Here is a 24,867-nt window from a genome sequence, read left to right as displayed (position 1 = left end):
CTCTATTAAATATTCTCAGGTGTACGGCCATGTTGTCTATTAATCTTGTGCATTCATTAAACTCAATTAAGTTGCAGGTTTGTTAATGGGGCGTGGGTAAGTGTCTGCTTGTACACTAAAATAATAGAGAGGCGCGGCTAATATTGATGTGATCGTAATAATAACTATTATTAGCCAAGTTAATGGTGTTTTTTGTGGAGATTTTTTATGTCAGCTCCCAAATAATCCAATGAAATATTTAATTTTATTCAGCAGGAGAGGATGTTACTGCTAACAATGAAAGTTGGACAGACCTTTTATATGAAAGCCCATCGCTTCGTTTTTAGGTACTGACTTAATAAGGCTCAATGGTATCACTTTGACGTTGATTTAATTAAAAGGATTTCTTTATGATAAAAACACGATATCTCTGCTTGAGTGTTGCGATTAGCTCACTGTTTCTCGCAATAACTAGCGTAAATGCAACGGATCTGCGTGGCTTAGAACCACAGATAACCTCAGCAGCTCAAGTCAATGAAGCATTCGATCTATGGCAAGAATGTGCTACTCACTGCCAACTCGATTTAAGCCAAGGTATTAGATCAAGTGAATTGGATCTGACTCCCTTATTTGAAACCAGTAATGAAGAAGGCATACTGCACTACTCTATGTTACTGGGAGAAGGTAATGAGGGGCTCAAACTTGCTATCGATAATGCTCTGACACTACATACTACTCATTCAACGATTAATTTTACCAGTGAGACGGCGGAATCCGGTCCTCGCAGTTACTCATATATTCGTAAGGGAGAAAATAATTGGTCTCTAAACTGGCTTGTTCCCGTTGGTGATGATGCTCCAGCCAGCATTAAAATATTCTTCCTTGAACAGGACGCCGTAGGCCTGAACAGATATATCTCTCCCATCTACAGTATAGAGGTGAGTAACAACCTGTTAAATAGTTTGGCGCATAAATCCACGTTTTATATTAGGGCTTTCGACAATAACCAAACATTGTCAATGGTCAATATCAGCAGTGCCGGAGTGAGCTATGTGGCAGCGCCGCAGCAGCACCATCGACAGAAACGCTGGAGTGAATGGCACACAGGTAAATTACTCTGCTTCCTTGACCCTTTCGATGCGTTCTACAATTACGTGACTCAACACACCTGTAATCCTGATGACACGTGGGAAGGGCAAATTTATCGCGTGTTGGCAGGTAATCCAGCGACCCTGGATACAACCGCTCCCTCAACGACACCGGCCGTTATCAGTCATCGAATCCATTTCGATAGAGGTAACAGCCTAGCATCCTTAACTGCCCATCAGGTATGCGGTATTCCTCTTGAATCTCTAGCTCGTACCCGCCATCCCAGAGGTTGGGAAGAACTCAATAATTGTGGTTATCCGGTACGTAACCTTGTCAGCCTCTTTATATTGGCCCGACTATCATGGGACAGGGTAGAGCAAGTGATCCACAATGCTTTGACCAACCCGACTCCTGGTAATGCGCTGGATGATGCTATTCGAGAAGCACCAGAGAGAGCTAGGGTGACCCTGACCCTGGCAGCTGCGCAGGTCAATCAATTTGATAATCAGGCCGCTGGCAATACGCCTGAACAAGCCCAAAGTGCTGACGTGGTGAGCCTATCCTGCTCTGCAGGTGCGCTTCATTGTAGTGCGCCAGCCGACAGTGCCAACGCGTTACTCGAACGAGAACACCCCAATGGTGCAAACTTTCTAGGAGCGGGGGAGGCGGTAAGCTTTACCACGAGGGGAACCAGAAACTGGTCTTCAGCACGCTTGAATCATGCACATCAGCAACTGATCGCGCGAGGGTATGTTTTTGTGGGCTATCACGGCAGCTCTTTGGAAGGTGCTCAAAGCATTGTTTTCGGGGGGATCAGAACCAGAACACAGGCACTGGATGATGTATGGCAAGGCTTGTATATATCAGGTGACCCTGCCGTCGCCTATGGATATGCGCAAGATCAAGAGCCTGACTCGCGTGGCCGGATCCGCAATGGCACTATGTTGAGAGTCTATGTACCAGGCACTGCCACAGCATACCTCTATGAAACGCCTCTGACTCTGGCCGATCCTGAAGCTGTCGATGCTGTAGGTCACCTGATTGGCCACCCACTTCCGTTACAAACGGAAGCCATCACTGGCCCCGAAGAAGCAGGCGGGCGCCCGGAAACCATTCTCGGCTGGGAACTGGCTGAACAGGCTGTAGCAATCCCCTCCACGATACCGACAGATCCGAGTAATATCGGCGGTGATCTCGACCCATCGAGTATTCCTGATGAGGAAAGTGATATCAGTGCATTACCAGACAATGTCACTAAACCTCATCACGACGAATTATAGGAGTCGTCGGATAAGCGATGCCTGAAAACAGGCACCGTTTATCCGATAAAAATCACTAAGACACCCAAAATTTTCGGATGAAGATCCTATTGGCCATCTTCCTTAGAGCAAGAATGGGTGTCTTGGTTATATCTTGGTTATAGTTATATTGAAAAATCTAATCAACTGGCTCTTAATCTACAAGGAAACCAAAAATACGCTGCTCTGGGCTATGGGCAGCCAGATCATCAGTTTTGCCAGTAGGTCGCTAGTGCTGATGCCGCAAGCTATCGCGGTCATCTGTACGGCTTTTTGCACGGATATAGCCTCGCTGCAGTGGGTTAAGAACGAAAATTGCCAATCATCCAATTCAGTTGTGGTTACTCGGTAATCGACTCGGGTTAGTGCAAGCAGGCTCTTTTCTGGCTGCGGCAGGGTATAGTCCTCAGATTTTTCTACGCAATTCATTAACTCAAGGATCGGATAATCCAGCTTAAGAAGCCTAAGGCAGGGGGGGGGGGGCAACATGATTACCCCTTGTAAAAAAGCCAGTTCATATCCCATTTTTGAAGCGACGATATCGGTGTTATTTTCCAAACCTTTCGCCAATAACACTTCTGCATATGCCCGTTCAAATTGAGCTATTTGCGCGGGCAAGGCGATAAAGGCTGCTTGCTCTGGGGCATGCAGGCCTTGTGGCTGGGTGTTTTTTAGAAAGTCACTGAAGTGCTCGCCCAGATAGTAGAGGCTCCAGTTCTCGGATGGCACAGTCACAATATAAGCTTTGGCGAATGTCTCAAAAAACTCGTCGCCCATATAGGCGCACAGCACCGAAAACTCGGACTTTAAACACTCAACCAAGCGCATCACATATCCAGCGGCATAGATGTCAAGTCGCCGGTAGGGCGATACGCCTTGCTGGGTTTTTACTATTTGTTCGAGGTGCAGGTTGCCCGGGGTCGCTGCGGTCGCTAATTTTTCTCGCAGGCTGCCGCGAACCGTGAGGATGGTTTTCATCCACTGCTGGATCTGCTGTAGAGAAGGCTGTTTCAAGTTGTTCATGACACAAAGTCTCCATACTAAAAAACAACAGGGGTCGATAGGACGGGCGTGTCATCGGACTGCCTATGAATTGGCACGTCTTGAATAGCCTCTCCAGCCAGCACCGCTTTCGCTTTATCCAGTTCGGCAACCAGTTCCGGGTAATCGGGTATATTGGCGTCCCATTCCAGCAACGTAGCGACACCGCCTGTTAACTCCTGCGCCAGCTTGTATAAGCGCCAAACGTCGGTGGGGACCGGTTGGTCGTGGGTATCGATCAGGCAGTCACCGACACCCGTCGGGCCAGCAACATGGAGCTGGACGATATTTTGATGGGGCAGTCCTCGTACATACTCAGTCGCGTCAAAGCTGTGATTATGGGCGGAGACATAGACGTTATTCACATCAAGCAAGAGCCCGCAGTTGGTTTGTTCGACGAGTAACGCTAAAAATTCCCATTCAGACAATTCACTTTGGGAAAATTCCAGATAGGTAGAAGGGTTTTCGATAATGAGCGGGCGACGCAGAAAATCCTGTATCTCTCTAACGCGCCCAGCGACATGCATCAGGCTTTCTTCGTTAAGTGGCAAGGGGAGCAGGTCGTGAGTGTTAACCCCGGCAAATCCTGTCCAGCAGAGGTGATCGGATATCCACTCGGGTTGGACAACATCAGCCAACTCTTTTAGCTTGTGTAGATAAGTCCAATTGAGCGGATCAGTACTGCCGATGTTCATTGACACACCGTGCATCACCACCGGACGTTTAGAACGGATATGTTGGAGTACATGACGTGCGTAGCCATGATTATCCATAAAATTTTCGCTGATGATTTCAAACCAATCAACGAGTGGATCGTCATTTTTCATCAGATAGGGGAAATGCTGTGGGCGTAAACCCACGCCAAAACCGAGATTTCTCAATCCAAGAGTTGAAGAGCCTTCCCCTGAAAGGCTCTGCATTGATTTAATATGGTTGCTCAAAGTAAATGGCTTCCCTGATTAGGTAGATGGTGGCAATGCCAGACGAATGTCACTAGGTTCTGGCTGAGTGGGCATTTCAATTGAACGGTGGTGTTCAAGTTGGTTACCTTTTACTTTCACCAGTCCCGCAGCAGTACAATAGGCTTTCCAAGCCACGTCATAAACAGAATCGCCAACTTTGTAGGGCATGGTTTCTACTTCTTTAACGACTGGCGGTAGCATGTCGCGGGCATGTAATTTCAACCAACTTATTGGTGTCGCCTTGAAATCAGGCGCGCCGCCAAATTTATAGAGCTGCATTTCATAGCAGTCGTCAGTCTGTTTGGGAAACAGTTGCGACGCCGAGATGGGCACTGCACAGCCCCCTAAATTACTGCATAGGTTATCCGCCGGTGCGCTTTTAATTCCCTTTGCTGCCGTACCGCTGCAACTGCCACCGCCGCTGGCGCTTTGTACAAAGCCGCAACCGCCCTGGGTTTTACACTCGTTAGAGCCTTTACAGCTGTGATACGCCAGTTTAGCGGCACAGCTATCGGGATCACTCACTGCGTCTGGGGTCAAGTCCATCCCCTGACAGGCGTGATAAAGCATGGCTTTGGTGTCCTGTGAGACAATACCTGTGACCAGATCGGGGACTTCGCCGGTGACGGCCCAGCAGATGGATACCCGGTCGCCGGAGCCACCCATTGCAGGCCCTGGAAAAAATACCGAGGGGTCACGCCAATAGGCATTAAGTTGCGTGGTAATGCCTTTGATGGTGCCTACTGCCGATTGGCTGAAGGTGTCGTAGGTGCTTGCCTTAATTTCTTCAGTTGAGATAAGATTATTAAGGGCCTGGGCAACATCTTGAGTGGAAGGTAGGTTTTGTGCATCGTTAGTGCCGAGCATGGCAGAGGTCCAGCTGTTGCCTTGTTGGTGCCAGGTATCCCAGGTCATGTAATCAGAATGCGACAAGAGTGCTTTTACTTCAGCGAATAACTCATAGTGATCTTTGTTTGCCGCGTCACTGCGGGCTTGTGCACTGCCGGACATCTCTTCAGTGGGCTTACCGACATCGTTATAACCAGGATAATCTGCTGCCAGAGCGACTGGATCTGGTTGGTATTTAGATTGTACTGCCCCCAACATGCCTGTAGCGACTTCTGCCGATTTTTGTCGATAGAGTGTCGCCCAAGGTTGATGCCCCCAGACTTCAAGGATGTTGGGCACGACGGCATCACCTTCCCCTTGATCGGTAATGGCATCGATGTTATTGATTAGTTCGCACTTCAGTAGGTCAGTGCTTGATAACGTCCCATTGATGCCCGGGTACTGCGCTTCGGGCCTTTCGGGCACGTTGTTGAACTGATCTCGCTGGACGTTGGTCAAGCGCTCAAGCAGGGTCGAGCCGTCATCATATTTAATTTCCAGATAGCTCCAGTAGCACAGGTACATATGGCCGATGGAGCCAAACAACGGCAGGTTATTTTCGGTCATGCTGGCGGTAAACCAGTCAAAGGGCGCCGGTTCAAAGTATTTAGGCCGCGAACCACCATCTGGTAGGGGAATGTCTGGATTATGCAAGTTTGTAGCGGCTAAGGCTGCGGTTTCCTCGATGGCTAGAAATAGCTCTACCTGGGTCTCGTTCATGGCTCTGAGTTCGACCGTCATTGTGCTGAGGTCCGGGTGTCTGCCCTTCCAATCGGTAAAATCTAGAATATGCGGAATAGTGGTGTTGTCTTTGGCATAACAATGCCAGCCGTAGTTGTCTGTTTGCAGCGCATTGCTGGTGAAAACTGGGGTGAAACCCAACTTGCTTGACATATTTGCAGCGAGTTGCAGATGCAGCATTTCTTCAATGAATACGCTATAGACTTTATTGAAAACTTGTTGATTCGTGGTCAGTGTTTTGCCAGCAGTTGGAGCTGTTCCAGGCCACCATCGGCCGGTATATAAGGTGCTGCCTTCGCTATTAATTTGGTGGGTTCCCTTTATCGAATATAGCGAGGTCATATAGAGCGGAATGGTAAACAGTTCCACGTTAACCGCTGCCTGAGCGATGGCCTGCACGCAGGCGAGATCGGCATCGAGATAATCCAGACTGCGATTTTCACAATCTGTAGTTATTTGGGTTTTCATTTGTTTTAAATACGGCGCGTATACTTGCTCTTTAGATGATGGGGTTGCCATAATCAGTGATTCCTTACTCAATGTATGGTGGTGGGGGTGAGCGCAGGCTGTAGCCGATGTTTTACAGTACGACCTGCGTTGTTATTCATGCCGGAAAGCAAAAAAATTATCGGGTATGTGTTATCGCAATTTGCCCGCCAACACGGATAAAGGGGCCGTTATCAGAATCTGAATCTGGCTCAGGATTGACGATGGTAAATTGCTTGATCGCACCAGACTGGAAAATAAGGCACATGCTGGAGCCACCGTAGCTGAACCAGCCAAGTTCCTGACCTTTCTTCACTTTGTCGCCCACTTCGACCTGAATATCCACAGACGATATTTCCGTGATCCCGATCGGCATCACACATACCATGCCAATCGACGGATCGTCGCTTTCGATAAAGACGAGCCCACGCGTGTTGACATTCGCTTCATAACCTTGGGATTGGGTGCCTGCGGAGTCGTCAAAACCTTCGCCATACAGTTCACTGAACATGAAACCCGGCACCACCCGCTTTTCAATAATGGTGCCGGAGATTGGCGCCCACCAGCGGTGATAGTTGTTGCCACTGAGGAACGATTGCACAACGTCGCCGCCGACAAAACGGTCAACGTGACGACCATCCAGCATGTTTTCCAGGGAGTAATTTTGACTCTTGCAATCGAAACTGTCGGTGCGTTTGACTTCTCGAGCGATGCGGTAGACGGTGCCATCGTTGGCTGAAGTCACCACTGCAGGGTTGCCAGCTCCATCAATCGGCCGGGTGTTGGCAATGATCTGACGGTGGAAAAAGTCATTGAATGACGTATAACCCCAGTGCACGGGATCGTCTCGTTGCTGTTGTTTACTAACGAATTGATCGAGGTCGTTATCGGTGTAGGATTTTGTGTTGAGCCAGCCTTCTGCACCCGTGGTGATCACATTTAATGAGGTGGGTGAGTCGAGGTAGGTGCACCAAGCGTCCAGGATATCGGCGAGTTTGGCGTTAAATTTGTCATCTTTGAAGACGTGTTCGCCGCCCCTTGTCCACATCATGTATACAAAGAGGCCCGACATAGGAAAGGCGGAGTGGGGCACATCGGGCGTAAAAGGCGGAGCCCTCATAATGATGTGATTCATTGCATACAGCATCGTCTCTATCGAGTTGACGGTGTATGTTGTGTCCGGCTCATATTGCCTGTGAACGTCTTGCCCTTCGGCGATCATTAATCGCACCAGATCACGCAGCTCGTTGTGATGTTCCAGAAGCTCTGCCATGGCAAGGACGGCAGGTTGAAGATCCTCGGCAGACTTGCCTTCACGCGCGGCCAGGGCTTCTTTAACAATCCCGCTTAACCAGCTTGCAACGTATTTGCTTTCTTTGGGGAGGTATCCTGCTAATACGCCAATTTTTTGGGAGTAATGACGTTCAAAAACTTTTTTTGCAGCAAGTGTGTCTGACGCTAAAGCGCCTTCAGCAGCTTGTGCGGATTGCTTGTAATTATCCATGTTGTAATCCTTTACTTGGTGACGTTATGTCGTAGTCCTTTACTGGGTGACGTTATGGTTGACTTGGTCCTCGTTCATCGTTTCAGCCACTCGACATTCAAAATGTTCAATCTGGTCGCTTTTCAATCAAAAAAGGGGCCGTCATTTTTAATGGTGATCCTAATGCATTGAAGTATTAGGGTTTGTTTGTGGTTTTTAGTTTTATCAAACTGACACAACCCAAAAACCTCACTCAGATATGTTTAGACGGGATCGACAGAAACTGCAAATAAATATCTCAAGAACCTGAATACACGTCGTCGCATTAACGTGAATGTATTCGATGTTAACTAGGCATAAGTAGAAACGTTAAGCCACCCCATTCATCAACAGACAACGCCAGTACCCTATAGCTAGGGCCGCACGATTCAACAATCCGTTACTTCTGAAAGCAGGTTCATTTTCCTTTTAATTCCAGGCAGAGTTGAAAGTTAAATCTTGTCTCGTTATATTTGTCCATTACTAATGGGCGGCCTGATTTTTGGGCGTTTTTTTGGGGGGGGAGTAAAGCATGCCACAAACGAGTTACGAATTAGATGCTGAGTCTATTGAATCACTGCAGAGCCTGATAGGCCAAGAAATTAATTTACTAACCAAGAGTGTCGATATCAATTTTAGTCAGGGTAATGCCACATGTTTATCCCCATTATATTTTAGGGTGGAGGCTGGCTTTGTTGAGATGACTAACGAGTGGAATACGAGCCCTCAAGGTCATGACTTTCATCTTCCAATCTTTAGAAAAGTATTGCAACCGACTGAAATAGAATACAGTGTCATAGATCATTCTATAGGCCCATGTTCTGAGATTAAGTTGACGGAGAAAGTTGGCGTGATCATCGATTCTATAGCGATCCTTCGGCTTAGCTGTCAGTGTGCAATTGTAGATAAAACAAAGGCTGGTGGCTGGGTCCCGTCGGATGAAATTATTACGTATGACTGGGGGATCAACATCAAGCTATCCGATGGCACTAGCGTCTCGATGACGACTGAAGATGACTCTATCCTGGGGGAGTTGATTATATCGCCACTGGCTATTGAGCCTTACTACAAAGAAGATGTCTGGGTCGAAAAACTTGATATACGCCTAGGATTAACTTAATAGGTGTTGAAGCGGCGGGGCTCTAGTTTCAATCATAACGAGTTGATAGGGTTGAGTTTTGCTTGTGGCTCCTTATCTGGGTGTTCCTATTGGTGTTACAATAAAAGCGAGTCACTACGAGTTAGTGTAAGAATATTCAAAAAACTTTTAAAAAATTCATCCACGGCCTTCCTGTATCATTCTAGTAAGTGAATACCCTTCAAGTACATAAAGTCTAACTTTATGTACTTTATGCTTCCTGAACGTACCTTTAGGATAAAAGTCTAAAAAGATAGACTTTATCATTTTCAGCCTATAATCTGTTCTATAAGTCTATTAAAGTAGACTTATATGATTACGTTAGCGTTTAGCTAATCGCAGCTTAAATTAACCCTATATGCTGGAGTTCACAATAGGAGGTATTAGATGGCCAAATCTGTAAAAGCCATAGCAAGCCCCGATCTCTCAAAGACCTTTTCGGTTGAATTATTAGGGGCCGCAATAAAAGCTAAGCGTACGCAAAGCGGCATCACTCAAACCGACGCAGCAGCATTGTGTGGCATCGCTAAGCAGACCTATATAAAAATAGAGCAAGGTCGAGATGATATTCGCCTGTCGGCGTTGATAGATGTGATGCAAGGCTTAGGAGTTCAACTTTCAATTAAGCCATGGGAGCAACAAGTGACTAGCGCTGAAAGTGAGGCTAATGATGGCTGGGTCTAATGCATACCGTTTAAATGTACTTTTTAATAAGCAGGTTATTGCTGAATTAAGCTTTGATCCAGATACGGATAACTTGCATTTTGTTTACCAAACTCAATGGAAGCAGCAGGGCTTTGCATTATCACCCTACTTACCACTTGAAGGTAACATTCAATCAAGTGCTATTCGGCGCTACCTGCAAAACCTACTGCCAGAGAACCAAGGATTAGATCACTTAATCGACTACCTTGCGGTATCTAAGCAAAATACCTTTGCACTGATCCATGGGATAGGGCAAGACACATCGGGGGCTTTACTGTTTGTCCGACAGGGCGAGAATATCGAAGCTAAAACAGAATTTAGACCTATAACAACCGCTGAGTTAGTGCAGCGCTTAAGCGACCCTAGCTTATTTGCCATGGAAGTGTGGGACGACAAACCAAGGCTCTCTGTTGCCGGTGTACAGTCAAAAATTAACGTCTTGCAGCTAAATGGCGAGTTTGGTTTTGGTAGTGGTGACTTATGCTCAACTCACATCATCAAGTTTGAAAAAAGTACTCAGCAGCATCTAGTCATTAATGAGTTTGTGACAATGAAACTCGCCCAGTTGATAGGCTTACCAACAGCCAATATTGAGCTGCATTACTTTGACCAATATCCCGCGCTGGTGGTTGAGCGCTTTGACCGTAAATTGATTAATGACGTAGTAAAGAGAAAGCATCTTATCGATGCCTGCCAGGCCTGTAACTTGGGAGTTGATAGAAAGTATGAGCGTAACTTAGGTAAGCAGCGTGATGTTGCTCATATTCGTGATGGTGTCAGTCTTAAAAAGCTGTTTGAGCTAACTCAAGTGTGCCAGAACCCCATTGCCGCAAAGTTAACTCTGCTGAATTGGGTACTGTTCAATCTGTGTTTATTTAACCATGACGCCCATGGTAAGAACATGAGCTTCTTTGTCAGTAAAGCAGGTTTAGAACCAACACCCTTGTATGACCTAGTGAATGTGCAGATGTACCCAGAGTTTGAACAAGAGCTTGCGATGGCAATAGGGGATGAGTTCAACCCCCATGCTATAAATGCTTACCAGCTCATGGAGTTTGCCGATGGCTGCCAAATCAACAATAAACTACTTATGCGACAGTTACTGAAAACAGCTAAAGCAATCACTGAACAGCTTAGCAGTGCAATTGGTCTGTTAGGGGAGCTAAGTCCCGCTCAACAGGCTTATATGGCTAAATACCACCAGCAAGTAGAAAAGCGTTGTCAGCATTTTATCGAGCAAGCGCAAGAGATCCCTAAGATAGAGTTGTGAGCATCTAGTGAAATACCAAGAGCAACTCACTAAGCTGAAAGACGTATTAGATGTAAGGGGGCACTTGCATGTTGAACGCGGCTAATGAGTATTACCTGAGCGTGTAGGGTGGCTTTCTATGTGTAGGTCTAAACCACTCGCTCTGAAATTTACTCCCAGCTTTTTGAGAAATGACCATGCTGATTTCGTTTAGCGAGTCGTGCATGGGTTAGCAGCCACTGAATCGTAGTTGAATTGCAAGATGCTGAAGCAATATTGCAAATCTCCTTGATGCTGAGTTGACTAGTACTGAGCACTGCATACACGTCCACCAGCTCTCTAGTGGAAACAAATTTCTTGTCTGCCTCACCTATTCGGTAATAGATGTTGCCGTTTTCTTTAATATCTAATATTGCCGAAGTCACTCGTGGCTTATGAATGATGTCACCAATCTTAATAGCGTTGTATATTGTCGATACAAATTCACTCTCAGTCATAACATGCTCCACGCGAAATAGATGAGTATGAAGCAAAAGTGAAAAATGACTAAATTTCTAGCTGATTTTAAGTGCGTTATCAAGTTGGCTTTTGCCACTCGAAGGCAAACCGTTACTTTCATGTAACAGACTCCAACAATTAAGCATTCGCTATCAACCTTTAACAGGAATAACCTTCCATATCTTTGACTTAACCCCTGTGTTTCGCCTTGCATTTATGGCAGACTCGTTATCCATTATAGTGTCCATATATCCGCAGACGTCTCTGAATAATTACGTAACCTAATCGTAATTTCTCAACCGTAAACTGGACGACTTTATCTAAACTAGGTGTTCCTTAATGTCTCAAACTCCAAATAATCTTGCCGCCTTCTGCTGGTCAATTGTAGACCTATTACGCGGTGATTTTAAGCAAAGCCAATACGGCCGCATCATTCTGCCATTCACCTTACTGCGTCGTTTGGAAGGAGTGCTGGAACAGAGCAAAGAAGCTGTACTGGCAGAGTATGAAAAGGTTTAGAAGATGAACTTGCCTGAAGAAGCACCAGAAAAAATGCTTTTGCGAGCCAGTGGTTTGTCATTTTTTAATATATCAAAAATGGATATGTCCAAGCTGGGTGAAACGGGGATTAAGGCCAACCTCGAAAGTTATATTGATGGCTTTGACCTCAGGACTTGTGTCTGTTGCCTCTTGTATCAATCAAGCAAACCTTACAGATCCCTCATAGTTATTCCAAATCCAGAAGTTATATGAATTGTCATCGAAATTTGACGAAGAAAGTCGCTATACGTTAAATCAGTGGCTAAAGCTGATACGCAAGCAAGATCGAGAATGGGCACTCTCTATCGATACCAACCACTCATGATACCGCTGGCATACCTTCAGGGTGAGATCATGGGAGTTTAAATTTACACAGAACGTCCAATAAACACACTATCTATCTGTTTTGAGTTGTGTCTTAGAGTCCTTACTCCCTTGGCGCGTTGATCTCAACATATAGCGGCTCACGCGCTTATTACTGGAATCCTGATCCTTTCAGGCCAGGGTTAAAAGTAGTGGGAGTAATCTGAGATGAAATATACTAATCCTACGGAAACTGCATCTCCAAAAAATAAACTTGTTTTAGTTGTTCCAAGATCTAATCGGTACTCAGTATATATGGCAATTTTTTTGTTGAAGTTTTTTAATAAACCGAAATTCACAAACTCTGTGCTATATAAATCTTTTTTAGTCGTCAGTTTATTATATCCTGTATATACCTTGTAACTCTTAGAAAACCTGAAGTGTATGGAACCTTCGATACCTTTTGAGTTAACTAAGTTACCACTTAATCCCATGTCATATTGGTTGTTTTTACCTATGGTATAATTCCCGCCTATTAGGAATGAATCGGAATTAAACATGCCTCCTATTATTGTAGCATTGATTGAATCATCATAGTTTGATAAACCATCAGCATTAGCAATTTGATGGGCGAGTCCTACTTGATACCCTTTATATTTATAACGTATAGATGCACCATAGTTTGTATTAATACTGACTCTTGAGTTAACGTTATCTCCCTTTTGGTCACCGATTAACGCACTAAAAAAAAGTTTGCTAGTATCTAATTTGAAACTTGTCTTGTATTTTATGGAGTTATTACTACGACCAAACCCTGCAATGTGTGATACGGGAGAGAAAAAAGCGCCAGAAGCTGTATCTTTAAAGCTGAAGTTAGTATCACTGTACATCGCAATATCATAAAATGGACTCCATACTCGACCTATTTCTACTGAGCCAAAATGTGAACTTATACCTATATACATAAGGCGTTCAATGAAATCTACATCTTTATGTTGTTTTTCTATATAAGATATCCCATATTCAACTTTTCCATATAGTTTCAATGAGTCTGATATTGAGTGTTCTCCTGATACAAATACACGGGAAGCATTAGAGTTTAATCCTAGATCGTATGGGCTGTCGTCAATATTGTAATTGTATTCAGCTGCGATCCAGCCCCCGAATTCAAAATTTGTGTTTTTATTAATATTCAATTCTATTGAATGGCAATATTTTGTGGGTATGCATAGAGTTATAAAAGATATCACTAATATTAATATGTAATTATTCTTTGTTTTATGTATACCAATAGACTTATAATTCATGAATACTCCTTCTTATACGATGTTAAATGCATGCCTGATTATTTTTGGCATCGCTTCTTCATAAGCGTGTGCGAGCTGAAGAACTTCAAAGTCTCTTTTGTTTTTACCTATTAATTGCATGCCCATAGGTAAGCCTTGAGAGTTAAATCCGGCTGGTATGTTAACTATAGGGCAACCAGATAAGGTTCCTGGAATTACCACCTCCATCCATCTGTGGTAAGTGTCCATTTTCTTACTTCCAATTGATGTTGGGTAATGAATTTCTTTGTTAAAGGGAAAAACTTGTGCTGATGGTAAAACGACAGCGTCATACTCATCGAATAAGCTGTTTAATGTGCTGTACCATTTTGTTCTGTTAATTGAAGCTTTATAAGTGTCAACGCCAGTCAGTTTCAATCCATTTTCTATTTCCCACCTCATAGCGCTGCTTAACTGCTCTCTCTTCTTGGGATCTGAATAAAGCTTGCTAGCAATACCTGTTATAAGCCAATGTCGCTCTATTAACCAAGTTTCCCAAAGCTGTTCCATATTAAAGTCAACGATTACACTTTCAACATGACACCCTAAACCTTCAAATATTTTCAAATTACTTTCGCACAATGCAAGTACTCCTTTCTCCATAGGCAAGTAGCCATTTAAATCACCTAGCCAAGCAATTTTTTTACCTTTAACATCGACATCCAAGTTATTTGTAAATTGGAGTGGATCATCATCTATTGACAGTGGGTATCGTGAATCATATCCAGCCATGGTGGAAAGAAGCATGGCTGTATCTCTAACATTCCTTCCCATGGGGCCGTTGTACCCAAGTTGCTGTATAAACACTTCATTTGTGGGTCCAGAGGGCACGCGGCCAAATGATGGACGAAATCCAATTATATTATTGTAAGCAGCAGGATTTCTTAAAGAACCCATCATATCGCTTCCGTCAGCAACTGGAACCATGTTCATTGCGAGGGCGACCGAAGCACCGCCACTACTGCCGCCGGCGACTAATTTAGGATTATATGCATTACCTGTTGTGCCATATACTTTGTTATATGTATTGGAACCGAGTCCAAATTCTGGAACATTTGTTTTACCTATTAAAATTGCGCCAGAGTTCTTAATCCGTTCAACAATAATATCGTCATGTTTTGGAATGTAATCTTTAAAAATTGGCGATCCCATGGATGAAACGATACCTTTGGTTAATGCAAGGTCTTTAACAGCATGCGGAAAACCGTGCATCCAGCCATGGTATATACCGTTGGATAAATCCTTATCTTTTTGTTGAGCTTGTTCTATTAATTTATCTCTTTCCTCTAATGCCACAATTGCATTAACTAATGGGTTTTTTTTGCTTATTTGATTTAAATAGGCATTCATGACTTCAACACAGGATATAGATCTATTTTTTATTGCTTCAGATAATTTAATTGCCTTGGTGTTTTTTATGATGTCATCAGCACTTGAAAACTGATGACCAATAGATTTTTTATTAGCGAAAACATTTGTTGGTACCATTATAATATTGCTGGCAATTATCGCTTTACAGAGTGTTCTTTTTTTTTTGTCTATTTTTTCACTTGGTTGGTTATCGATAGCTGTTTTCATTTTGTTTTACCTTTATATAGGATAATGATCTAGTGAAGACTGGCTTTCTGTTGGCTGAAATATTCTGCTACAGCATGTATTTGATCTGTATTCAGTTCATTGGCGATCACTTGCATCGTAGGAGATTGACGATCCCCGCTCTTAAAATCCAATAATTGTTTTTGCAGGTAATCACTATGTTGACCAGCGAGGTTTGGCCATAGGCTGTTGACCGTAAATCCCTTCATACCATGACAAGATATACAGCGAGCCCTAACATGCTTACCAGCTATGTTTTGAACTTTCTTCGCTGCTGTGGAGTTAACCTGTTTACTAAAGTGGTCGGCTAAACTCTCCATTTGCTGTTCGGATAAGCCTTCGACTATCTTATTCATCATTGAGTTCTTGCGGTTACCATCACGAAATGCTCTTATTTGTTTAGCTAAATAGCCCTTTTTTTGACCGGCTAAGTTTGGCTGGGTTGCAACCATTGACACACCATTAGTGCCGTGACAAGACTCGCATTGAGTGATGAGTGAATCGATATTTTCATTTGATGCAGCTGAGGTAAACTGACTAGAAGTTATCATCAGCATAAAAAACAATAATCTAAGTCCTGAATTGGTTTGCTTTATATTTCTCATCTTATGTCCTGAATTATGGGGTATAAATTGTATGAGACCATCGTGGGAGATGGGTAAATCCATATGCATTATGGTAATTGTGATAATAAAAAATTACGGTATTCAGTTACTTCAAATAATGCCGATTGACGCAATACTTTAACTTCATCTGCGGTATATAACTCCATGTTAGCTGGTGTACTAAGACCTCCAAATTCAAGTATCATCCAATTGAGTACCTCAGCGAGCTGACTATCATCAAGTGTGGAGTTTGCCGCACCAGGCACGCGGATCAGGTATTCTCGACCAGAAGAAGTGGCCAAGAAGCGTCCAATATGATTTTTTATTTGAGGAATGCTCTTGCTGCCACTCCCATCGGGTGTATGGCACCCTTGACAGAGCAGTTGGTAATTGTATTTGGCTCTCTCATTATTGATGTCGGTTGCCTGTGACGGTGTGCTAAATAACGCAGCTAATAGGGTTAGCAGTCCTATCAATCCTGTTAAGATATTCACTTGTCGTGGCCTTGTTCGAATGCAACACCCACAACAATGGCTGTTGAACAATGGTATACAGAGCTTGTTGCACCTAGACACCAATTTACATCGTTGGATTTATCTGAACGATAAATAGGCCTATCACCTTCATCCCTTTGGCATAAACAGGTTCCGCATTGAGTTTTTCCACAACAATCGTTATAAGAGATAACGTAATTTCTTCCATCAACGGGATTACGACAAGTACCTATCCAAGTAATAGGAGACATTTCAGTACCTGGAGGGCAGGTGTTGTAGTTACCACCACAGCACTCACATAAAAAGCCGTCGACTGCACAGTAACGCCAATAATCACAACTTGATGGGTCGCCGCTCTCTTGTGGCAATACCGGTGCATCTGCGGCGCGGGCAACAGGTAATAATGGAATCGTGGTAACCCCAACTAAAGTAGAGCCTAAACTTTTAAGAAACCCTCTTCTGCCGTTGGTCTGCGCTATGCTACGAGCTTTCTTTTCAAAAAAATTATCGAATAAACTCATTTTTATACCCTTTTGGCCAGATGTGTTTGATTGGCCATATATTCCTGAATTGAAGCCGTTTTTAGATCCTTTGCTTCGAATAAACTATCTATGTGTTCTCTGGAGTTAATGATGCCCATAGCAGAAATGGTGCCTTCATTGTTGATTAAGACAGCGTAAGGAAGTTTGGCAATACCAAAACTTTTTCCTAGTATTTCAGAAATGATATAGGGATAACTTTCTATAGAGTGTTGTTGTATATACCCTTGATGATTTTGCTCTTGACCATCACTGGCGAAAATAAGCTCGACCCAATCGGATTCAGATTGTGCACTCGATTTAATTGCAGGCATCAAGGTCTTACATACAGGACAGTCGGGTGAGATAAAAAAAATAAGTTGAGACTTGCCGGTATTTTTACCCGCTCCAATCTCTATGAGACCTGAAGATATGGACTGTAATGCCAAATTAGGACTAGACTGTCCCACTTCAATTGTCTGATTGATCGCCAGTGCACCTGCGGGAGCCACACGTTCGTAAAGTACGCCAATTTGACGGGTTAAAGCATAAATAATGAAAACGATACAAATTATAACTATCCATAAAACAGCATTTGAAACTATTAATAAGTTCACCGATGAATCCTCTATTTTAATATTTTAGTTGAGTGTTGGCAATAAGCTGCTCAACGCATAAGTTTATTAGGATGACAATCATCGCTATAGAGAGTGATAAAATTGATAATGCATTGAAAGTAATTGATCCAGGCATTAGAGCAAGTAATGTTATACCTGTAAAAATTTGATTTCTTATTAGTGAATATGTGCTTATTATTATTTTCCCTTCTGGTCCGCCACAGCCACAGTCCATATTGGTTTTTCCTCGGTAAAGTTGATAAGCCATGATTAAGAAATATATCCATAGGGTGAAAACAACTCCGATAGCAGCGACAGTACGCGTGCCAGGAATTATGATGCTGATGGAAAGTAATATTTCATATAACCCTATAATTTTAATTAATAATCTTGAGTTATATGTGTTATTCGATAAATTAAAATAATCACTGATGAGATCTTGATAGTAACTATTATTATCGTGCATTATTTTCCTCCAACCTGACTGAATGAAAAGCCAAAGGGTAAATAATGCGCTAGCATCAGAAAGAAGTGTACTCATCATTAGTAAGCCTTATGAATAACCAGAGGACTAATATTTCCAAAGTCTTTTAATGTTTGGATTAATTCACCACTTTCAGGATTGTAAATATCGAGGTTGAGCTCGCCATTCGTGACTACTAATAGTGGTTTTATACCGCGGGTAAGCGCAATTGATACTGCCCAGTTAGGTATATCAATCACTTTGATTCTTTTTTTCGCTCGCACATCAAATATCCATACTTGACTGCCCCCTTGAGTTTGAGTTCCATCATGGCCATCAGAGTGCATGATGATATACATTAAACCCTGTTCATCACTGTCATTAAGCGCTAGCCCACCCGGTCGCCAATTTTGTTTACGCTCTTGCTCATTAAGTAATGACCAGCTTGTAATATGCTTAGCTACCTTTCCACTGAGATTTAATTCATGGAGTAGACCATCAAATGATGGGAAGTAGGCGATGCCATCGATAATTGCAGGACGTTCAAAAATAGGGCTTTTATCGGTATCGAAAAAAGGTTTAAGCCTGTGTCTGGATTTTAAATGTCCTTTCTCATCTATGACTGTGGTTAACATACCACCATTACTACAAAGTGAGCTTATACTACGAATTCCTGTTGAGAAAGTCAGTACACAGCCAGGTGTTTCTATAGTTTCAATAATTTTTTTGCTATTAAGTTCAACAACTGTAAATGATCCAGCAGGGCTAAAGTTTGCAACATAAAGAAACTTCTCGTCGGCAGAAAGAGCCATTGCATTGCGGCGTGGTAATGCCTGCAGACGCCGATCTTTCCACACAAGCTCCTTAATAACCGCCATGGTTGTTTTATTATAAATAGTGAGTACATCGGTTAATGGCCCACGTGCCCCCCGGGTGTGGAAGCTTTCCATGATGTAAAACTCAGGTCGCGTTTTTGCTTGAATAAAATTGCCCATTAAATTTTTGTCAGCCGTGCCTTTTATTCGCTTTGAGTGACGAGTTTCGGCGACATCGAGCAGGATCATTTTACCGCCAAACATATTCGTGAAGCTTGTTTCATCGACAAACATCCAGGTCTCAGGGAATACATCGGGTAATATCATGACATTACCCGTTTCTTCAATGGGTAATGGAGGAAGCTTAGGGTTTATTGCCTTTTTAATTGCTGAGGAATCAATAGAAAAAGCATATCCACATTGAAGTAATAACAGTGCCACTAGTATTTTTAACGTGTTAATGTTCGATCGGATATTCATTTTATATACCTGATGTTTTTATAGTTATTATTGGGTTTACTATATATAACAATCGTAAATTATGTTTTTTAACCAGATGAATTTATAGTCACGTCATAAATTCATCTGCAGATAATAATTTCATTATTATCTGCAGTTTATTTGTTAATTTTTATTGTCTGAATAGAGGTAAACTCTGCTAACCCCTGGAGTCCAAATTCAATGCCAAATCCTGATTGTTTGATACCACCAAAAGGTGCGTTTGGTTGCAATGCACCATGAGTATTAACCCAAACGGAGCCGCATTCTAACCGGGAAGCTATGTGCGTCGCTTTGGCTATATCCTTCGACCATACAGACCCCCCAAGGCCTGACTGGTTACGGTTTGCTCTAGCAATAACCTCTTCGATATCAGTATATTTAATGATAGGGAGGATAGGACCAAACGGCTCCTCATCGACCAGTCGGCTACCATCTGTGAGGCCTGTGACTATGGTTGGTTCAAAGAAGTATCCTGCGCCAATTATTTTTCTCCCACCGGTTAGAAAGTGGCCACCGTTAAGTTTAGCGTCGGCTGCCAGATCCATCACGATGTTTAATTGCTGAGCATTTTGAATTGGCCCCAATTCGGTATCTTCTTGTTCACCATTGCCAACGTTAACCTCTCTGGCTAAGCGGGCCATTTCATCACAGACATCATCAAAGATACTTTCGTGTACGTAGAGTCTTTTTAACGCTGCACAGGTTTGGCCATTATTATGGAAGCAAGCGTCAAACAGTTTTTTAGCTGTGGATCGAATATCAACATCCGCGAGTACAATACCGGCATCATTTCCACCTAACTCCAACGTCAGACGCTTTAATGTCGCAGATGCCATCTGCATGACCTTTTTACCGGTTGCTGTTGAACCTGTGAAGACTATTTTATCCACCCCCGAGTGCGCACATAGGGCTGTGCCTACGGCGCTACCACCCGTCACTATATTAAGAACCCCATGAGGGAGAATTTCATTGGCCAGTTCTACGAATCGAATGGTTGCCAAAGGCGTTAATTCTGAAGGCTTGATGACGACTGTATTTCCCGCTTTCAACGCAGGAATCACGTGCCAGATAGCAATCATCAGTGGCCAATTCCATGGTGTGATTGAAGCTACGACACCCAAAGGTTTACGGTGAACCTCGATGCGGGCATCTTCATTATCTTGTATGACATCAATGGGTATGTCTAGTTCGGCTGTACTACGCGTCCATGCAATTGCACCACCGACTTCCATGCCTGAGCCAACCCCGCTTAAGCCATTTATTGGCTTACCTGTTTCTTGAGTAATCAGCGTCATTAACTCAGGCATATTGGCTTCAATGGTATCGGCTAATTGATGTATTTTTTGCTTACGTTCCTCTGATGATGTCTGGCCCCAGAGCTTAAAGGCACGGCGGGCTGAAGATACGGCATTATCTACATTTGCTGGGGTACCATTTGGACATTGGGCAAATGCCTGTCCTGTAGCAGGGTTTATAATGTCTAATTTTGATGACATATTGATACTTTGGCCATCGATAAACATATTAAACTGTTTCATATTACCTCCTTTCTCATTGATGAATTTATAATCTGTTATCTATAACTCTTGTTGCTTTACCTTGAGAGCGAGGTAATTTAAAAGGAGCCTCTATATTGATGCTTGCTGAAATACCGATAAATGTTTTTATGTTGTGAGTTAACTTATTAATTAAAATGTCGTGATCTTGTTTATCATTATTGGCGTCGACCTCGACTCTTATATTTATCGTGTCCATATTTCCACGCTTACTGACTTCAATAAGATAATGGGGAGAAAGGCCGTCGGTTCTTATAATTTGTTCTTCAATTTGAGTCGGGAATACATTGACTCCACGAATGATTAGCATGTCATCACTACGTCCAGTTATTTTGTCCATGCGCCGCATCGTACGCGCTGATCCTGGTAACAGACGTGTAAGATCACGGGTACGGTAGCGGATCATTGGCATGGCTTCTTTACTGAGACTGGTAAATACCAATTCACCTTCTGAGCCATCCGGTAACACTTCACCTGTAATTGGGTCGATAATTTCAGGATAAAAATGATCTTCCCAGATAGTAAGGCCATCTTTTGTTTCGATACATTCTTGTGCGACACCGGGCCCCATCATTTCTGATAGGCCATAAATATCAACAGCATCCATTGACATTCTGCTTTCAATATCATTGCGCATCATGTTGGACCATGGCTCGGCACCGAAGATACCGATCCGTAGAGCCAACTCTTTTGTATCTATATTTTGCCGCTTTATCTCATCGGCGATGTTTAGCATATAAGAAGGGGTAACCATGATGATGTCTGGATCAAAATCAGTGATTAGCTGAACTTGTTTTTGTGTCTGTCCGCCACCCATTGGGATCACTGTGCAGCCCAGGCGTTCAGCGGCGTAATGTGCCCCTAATCCTCCGGTAAACAAACCATAACCATATGAGATATGCACTTTGTCTTTTCTACGTCCGCCTGCTGCATATATAGAGCGGGCACCTAGATGAGCCCAGTTGTTTATGTCGTTTTGGGTATAAGCAACAACTGTCGGTTTCCCTGTTGTTCCGCTGGAAGCATGGAGACGGACTATGTCGTTCATAGGGCTGGCAAAAATGCCAAATGGGTAATTCTCGCGTAAATCCTTCTTGGTGGTAAATGGGAATTTACTGAGATCACTGAGTGTTTTCAAATCGTCGGGATGAACACCGTGCAGATCAAATTTTTCTTTGTATACTGAGGAGTTCGTATACGCATGATTCAGCGTCTTTTTTAGTCGATTTAACTGTAGAGCTTGTAATTCATCGATACTCGCCGTCTCTATCTCATCCAGACCTGCTCTATCATTTCCCATACTCGACCTCCTCACTGAATTATTACAATTTTTCAACATCGATTATAATGTAGTGCATTAATTTGATTTAGATCAATATAAATGTATCGCTAGTTTGTTTCGGCAATGTTTCATATCGTGGTTTGTTGTTATAACTTCTTGTCATTTTACCCGGAGATAATGTTTGAGTATTCAGTTGGGTATCACCTGTTTTATTGTTGACTTACAGTGAGGTTAAAATTTATTTATCGTATTGGTGATGGAGTGATTGATAGCGGGTATAGATTCTGGTTGTTATTAATTTATTGTTTTTAAAGTTTTATTTTATTTTTTGTTCCGTTGTTTTTGTTCCGTTATTTTTCTTTCGTTTGTTTTCACCGATCTTAAAAGATGGCTTTTATGCGTTTTTTATCATTTGTTTTTTGATGTGAGCCTTTAACCTATCCAGTGTTTCTTTTATCAAAGTTTACTTTGACGTAAAACGTTTAACCAGGTTAAAAGTGATACGGTATATTGACATGTTATTTATTTTTAGTATCGTAATGTGTGATTGTTAGTTGTGAATGATATTCGAGTAAGTTGTGTTTCGCATTAATTTGAGGATTGAAAATGAAGTTACCTAGTTACCATTGCGGTGAGTGGTTGGAAGGCCTGAATGAAGGTGTTGAAGTTTATAATGCTATAAATGGTAACTTGGTGTGCAAGGTGAATAGTGATGGTGTAGATTTTAAGCGTATGGTCGAATATAGCCGGGAGGTTGGCGGGGCTGCTTTGCGTAAAATGACCATACATGATCGCGCCAATATGCTTAAGGCTCTTGCTAAGCACCTGATGAGTAAGAAAGATATTTTTTATGACATTGCTGCTCAAACAGGTGCAACTAAAGTGGATAGTTGGATAGATATTGAGGGCGGGCTAGCCACTATGTTCAGCTATTCAGGTATCGCTCGCAGAGAATTTGCGAATGAAGCGTTTATTGTCGAGGGAGGGCCTGAAATCTTGTCGGCGAAGGGGAGTTTCATCGCTCGCCATATTCTGACGCCTAAACGCGGTGTGGCTGTTCACATTAATGCCTTTAATTTCCCATGTTGGGGCATGCTCGAAAAGATAGCTCCTAGTTTGATTGCGGGTATGCCTGTCATTGTCAAGCCCGCGACCGCGACTGCCTATCTAACACAAGCTATGGTTAAAGAGATGATAGCGTCAGGCCTTTTACCGGAAGGCGCCATTCAGTTGATCTGTGGTTCTGTCGGCGATTTATTGGCGCATCTAGATGAACAAGATGTACTGACTTTTACCGGTTCTGCTACCACAGGCAAGAAGCTTCGCAGTCATAGCAATATAGTAGAGAAAAGTATTCCATTTAATATGGAAGCTGATTCCCTTAATTGCGCCATATTGGGAGAGACAGTCAAGGTTACCGATCCTGAATTTGATTTGTTTATTACAGAAGTCGCTAAAGAAATGACCGTTAAGGCGGGTCAAAAGTGTACGGCAATTCGACGGATTATAGTGCCGGCTGCCAAGGTTAATGAAGTGAGTCAAGCCTTAAAGCTCAGACTGGATAAAGTGGTAATGGGCGATCCTGCATCGAGTGCCGTCAATATGGGCCCTTTGGCGGGCAGAGATCAGTGTCTTGATGTAAAAGATGCCGTCGCAAAATTGAGTGATTTTTGTAAGTTGATCTATGGAGGTAATGACGCAAGCTTTAAGCTGGTAGGGCCTGACACGAAAATTGACGCATTCTATCCTCCGACGTTACTGCTTTGTGATAAACCCTTAACGATACACGCCCCTCATAATATAGAAGCATTTGGTCCCGTTGCAACGATTATGCCCTACGATGATCTTGACCAAGCCGTTGAGATTGCGCGGCTTGGCAAAGGAAGTTTAGTCGGTTCTATTGTGACTCATGATGATAAAGAATCTATTCATTTTGTATTCAACGCCGCTGCATATCATGGTCGTCTTTTGATTCTCAATCGCGATTGCGCCAAAGAATCAACGGGTCATGGCTCACCATTACCCGGCTTAGTGCATGGGGGACCGGGTCGAGCTGGAGGAGGGGAAGAGTTAGGCGGTTCGAGGGCCATTAAACATTATATGCAGCGTACTGCCATTCAAGGCTCACCCAGTACATTAATGGCGGTAACAAAAGAGTATGTGGCAGGCGCTAATACCTCGAGTTCTTCCAGTCATCCTTTTCGAAAGTATTTCGAAGAATTATACATTGGCGAAAGCTTAACTACTCATCGTAGAACTGTGACAGAAACCGATATTGTTAATTTTGGTTGTTTATCCGGTGATCACTTCTATGCCCACTTTGATGATCTTGCTGCAAAAGATTCACTCTTTGGACAACGCGTTGCACATGGCTATTTTATTATTTCTGCAGCAGCAGGGATGTTCGTTGATCCGGCTCCAGGGCCAGTATTAGCAAATTATGGTCTGGAAAATTTGCGTTTTGTCGAGCCTGTCGCCATAGGCGACACCATTCAGGTAAAAATCACCGCAAAGAAAAAGATCAAGAAGGACAAACGACCTGAAGAGAAGAAAGCATCAGGTGTCGTGGTATGGGATGTTGAGGTGATGAATCAACACGGCACAGTCGTTGCCTTATATGACATTTTGACTTTGGTTGAGCGTTTGAGTGAATAAG

Annotated in this window: 20 protein-coding genes and 1 pseudogene; 6 read left to right on the top strand and 15 right to left on the bottom strand. The window is 43.1% G+C overall.

Annotated features, from left to right (window positions below):
• Positions 1-389 precede the first annotated feature (389 nt).
• Complete coding sequence (locus FS373_RS07130; protein WP_152829160.1) at positions 390-2,348, top strand: exotoxin A binding domain-containing protein; 1,959 nt, start codon at positions 390-392, stop codon at positions 2,346-2,348.
• Between the two features lie 177 nt (positions 2,349-2,525).
• Here FS373_RS07130 and FS373_RS07125 read toward each other — a convergent pair whose 3' ends face one another.
• The 4 genes from FS373_RS07125 to FS373_RS07110 form a co-directional block, all read right to left on the bottom strand.
• Positions 2,526-3,389 (bottom strand): DNA-binding domain-containing protein, encoded by an 864-nt coding sequence (locus FS373_RS07125; RefSeq protein ID WP_152829158.1) that lies wholly within the window; start codon positions 3,387-3,389, stop codon positions 2,526-2,528.
• Positions 3,390-3,406: 17 nt separating this feature from the next.
• Positions 3,407-4,348, bottom strand: coding sequence for a DUF692 domain-containing protein (locus FS373_RS07120; protein WP_227992581.1), 942 nt, complete (start codon positions 4,346-4,348; stop codon positions 3,407-3,409).
• An 18-nt stretch (positions 4,349-4,366) separates the two neighbouring features.
• The gene (locus FS373_RS07115; RefSeq protein WP_227992579.1) at positions 4,367-6,517 is read right to left on the bottom strand and encodes a ferritin-like protein; all 2,151 of its coding nucleotides are present in this window, start codon (positions 6,515-6,517) and stop codon (positions 4,367-4,369) included.
• 106 nt (positions 6,518-6,623) lie between these two features.
• Positions 6,624-7,988 carry a phosphatidylserine decarboxylase family protein gene (locus tag FS373_RS07110; RefSeq protein WP_152829157.1) on the bottom strand — a complete coding sequence of 455 codons (1,365 nt, stop codon included), beginning with the start codon at positions 7,986-7,988 and terminating at the stop codon, positions 6,624-6,626.
• A gap of 550 nt (positions 7,989-8,538) precedes the next feature.
• Here FS373_RS07110 and FS373_RS07105 point away from each other — a divergent pair.
• The 3 genes from FS373_RS07105 to FS373_RS07095 all read left to right on the top strand — a co-directional run bounded on the left by FS373_RS07105 (position 8,539) and on the right by FS373_RS07095 (position 11,119).
• Complete coding sequence (locus FS373_RS07105) at positions 8,539-9,126, top strand: hypothetical protein (RefSeq protein WP_144045678.1); 588 nt, start codon at positions 8,539-8,541, stop codon at positions 9,124-9,126.
• A 405-nt stretch (positions 9,127-9,531) separates the two neighbouring features.
• The gene (locus FS373_RS07100; RefSeq protein ID WP_144045679.1) at positions 9,532-9,828 is read left to right on the top strand and encodes a helix-turn-helix domain-containing protein; all 297 of its coding nucleotides are present in this window, start codon (positions 9,532-9,534) and stop codon (positions 9,826-9,828) included.
• Complete coding sequence (locus FS373_RS07095) at positions 9,812-11,119, top strand: HipA domain-containing protein (protein ID WP_194165826.1); 1,308 nt, start codon at positions 9,812-9,814, stop codon at positions 11,117-11,119. The genes FS373_RS07100 and FS373_RS07095 overlap by 17 nt, the downstream gene beginning before the upstream one ends.
• Positions 11,120-11,268: 149 nt before the next feature.
• Here the strand turns inward: FS373_RS07095 and FS373_RS07090 are convergent, their stop codons facing one another.
• Entirely contained in the window at positions 11,269-11,595 is a 327-nt protein-coding gene (locus tag FS373_RS07090; protein WP_152829156.1) for a hypothetical protein, read from the bottom strand.
• Positions 11,596-11,935: 340 nt separating this feature from the next.
• On the opposite strand from FS373_RS07090, the pseudogene FS373_RS32695 reads away from it, so the two are divergent.
• Positions 11,936-12,259: pseudogene (locus FS373_RS32695) on the top strand (type I restriction-modification system subunit M N-terminal domain-containing protein); the annotation flags it as partial.
• 383 nt (positions 12,260-12,642) lie between these two features.
• Here FS373_RS32695 and FS373_RS07080 read toward each other — a convergent pair.
• The 10 genes from FS373_RS07080 to paaK form a co-directional block, all read right to left on the bottom strand.
• Positions 12,643-13,746, bottom strand: a complete 1,104-nt coding sequence (locus tag FS373_RS07080) for a porin (protein ID WP_152829154.1) — start codon at positions 13,744-13,746, stop codon at positions 12,643-12,645.
• A 12-nt stretch (positions 13,747-13,758) separates the two neighbouring features.
• Positions 13,759-15,342: an amidase gene (locus FS373_RS07075; RefSeq protein WP_227992577.1), complete on the bottom strand. Its 1,584-nt coding sequence runs from the start codon at positions 15,340-15,342 to the stop codon at positions 13,759-13,761.
• A 29-nt stretch (positions 15,343-15,371) separates the two neighbouring features.
• Positions 15,372-15,965: a c-type cytochrome gene (locus FS373_RS07070; RefSeq protein WP_194165825.1), complete on the bottom strand. Its 594-nt coding sequence runs from the start codon at positions 15,963-15,965 to the stop codon at positions 15,372-15,374.
• Between the two features lie 68 nt (positions 15,966-16,033).
• Positions 16,034-16,459 carry a cytochrome c, class I gene (locus FS373_RS07065; RefSeq protein ID WP_227992575.1) on the bottom strand — a complete coding sequence of 142 codons (426 nt, stop codon included), beginning with the start codon at positions 16,457-16,459 and terminating at the stop codon, positions 16,034-16,036.
• On the bottom strand, positions 16,456-16,980 hold the full coding sequence (locus FS373_RS07060) for a methylamine dehydrogenase light chain (RefSeq protein ID WP_144045683.1): 525 nt from the start codon (positions 16,978-16,980) through the stop codon (positions 16,456-16,458). The genes FS373_RS07065 and FS373_RS07060 overlap by 4 nt, the downstream gene beginning before the upstream one ends.
• Positions 16,981-16,982: 2 nt before the next feature.
• A complete protein-coding gene (locus FS373_RS07055; RefSeq protein ID WP_144045684.1) occupies positions 16,983-17,594 on the bottom strand; it encodes a thioredoxin-like domain-containing protein in 612 nt (203 codons plus the stop codon).
• 16 nt (positions 17,595-17,610) lie between these two features.
• Entirely contained in the window at positions 17,611-18,138 is a 528-nt protein-coding gene (locus tag FS373_RS07050) for a MauE/DoxX family redox-associated membrane protein (protein WP_152829151.1), read from the bottom strand.
• Entirely contained in the window at positions 18,138-19,352 is a 1,215-nt protein-coding gene (locus FS373_RS07045; protein WP_144045686.1) for an amine dehydrogenase large subunit, read from the bottom strand. The genes FS373_RS07050 and FS373_RS07045 overlap by 1 nt, the downstream gene beginning before the upstream one ends.
• A gap of 137 nt (positions 19,353-19,489) precedes the next feature.
• Complete coding sequence (locus tag FS373_RS07040) at positions 19,490-20,911, bottom strand: aldehyde dehydrogenase family protein (RefSeq protein ID WP_152829150.1); 1,422 nt, start codon at positions 20,909-20,911, stop codon at positions 19,490-19,492.
• Positions 20,912-20,936: 25 nt separating this feature from the next.
• Complete coding sequence (paaK, locus tag FS373_RS07035) at positions 20,937-22,229, bottom strand: phenylacetate--CoA ligase PaaK (RefSeq protein WP_144045687.1); 1,293 nt, start codon at positions 22,227-22,229, stop codon at positions 20,937-20,939.
• A gap of 588 nt (positions 22,230-22,817) precedes the next feature.
• Between paaK and paaZ the strand changes: the two genes are divergently transcribed.
• Positions 22,818-24,866 (top strand): phenylacetic acid degradation bifunctional protein PaaZ, encoded by a 2,049-nt coding sequence (gene paaZ / locus FS373_RS07030; RefSeq protein WP_144045688.1) that lies wholly within the window; start codon positions 22,818-22,820, stop codon positions 24,864-24,866.
• The last annotated feature ends 1 nt before the right edge of the window (position 24,867 follow it).

The organism is Shewanella sp. YLB-07, assembly GCF_009377275.1.
The sequence above is the reverse complement of the archived record's forward strand: the minus strand, read 5'-3'. Positions and strand labels throughout refer to the sequence as shown.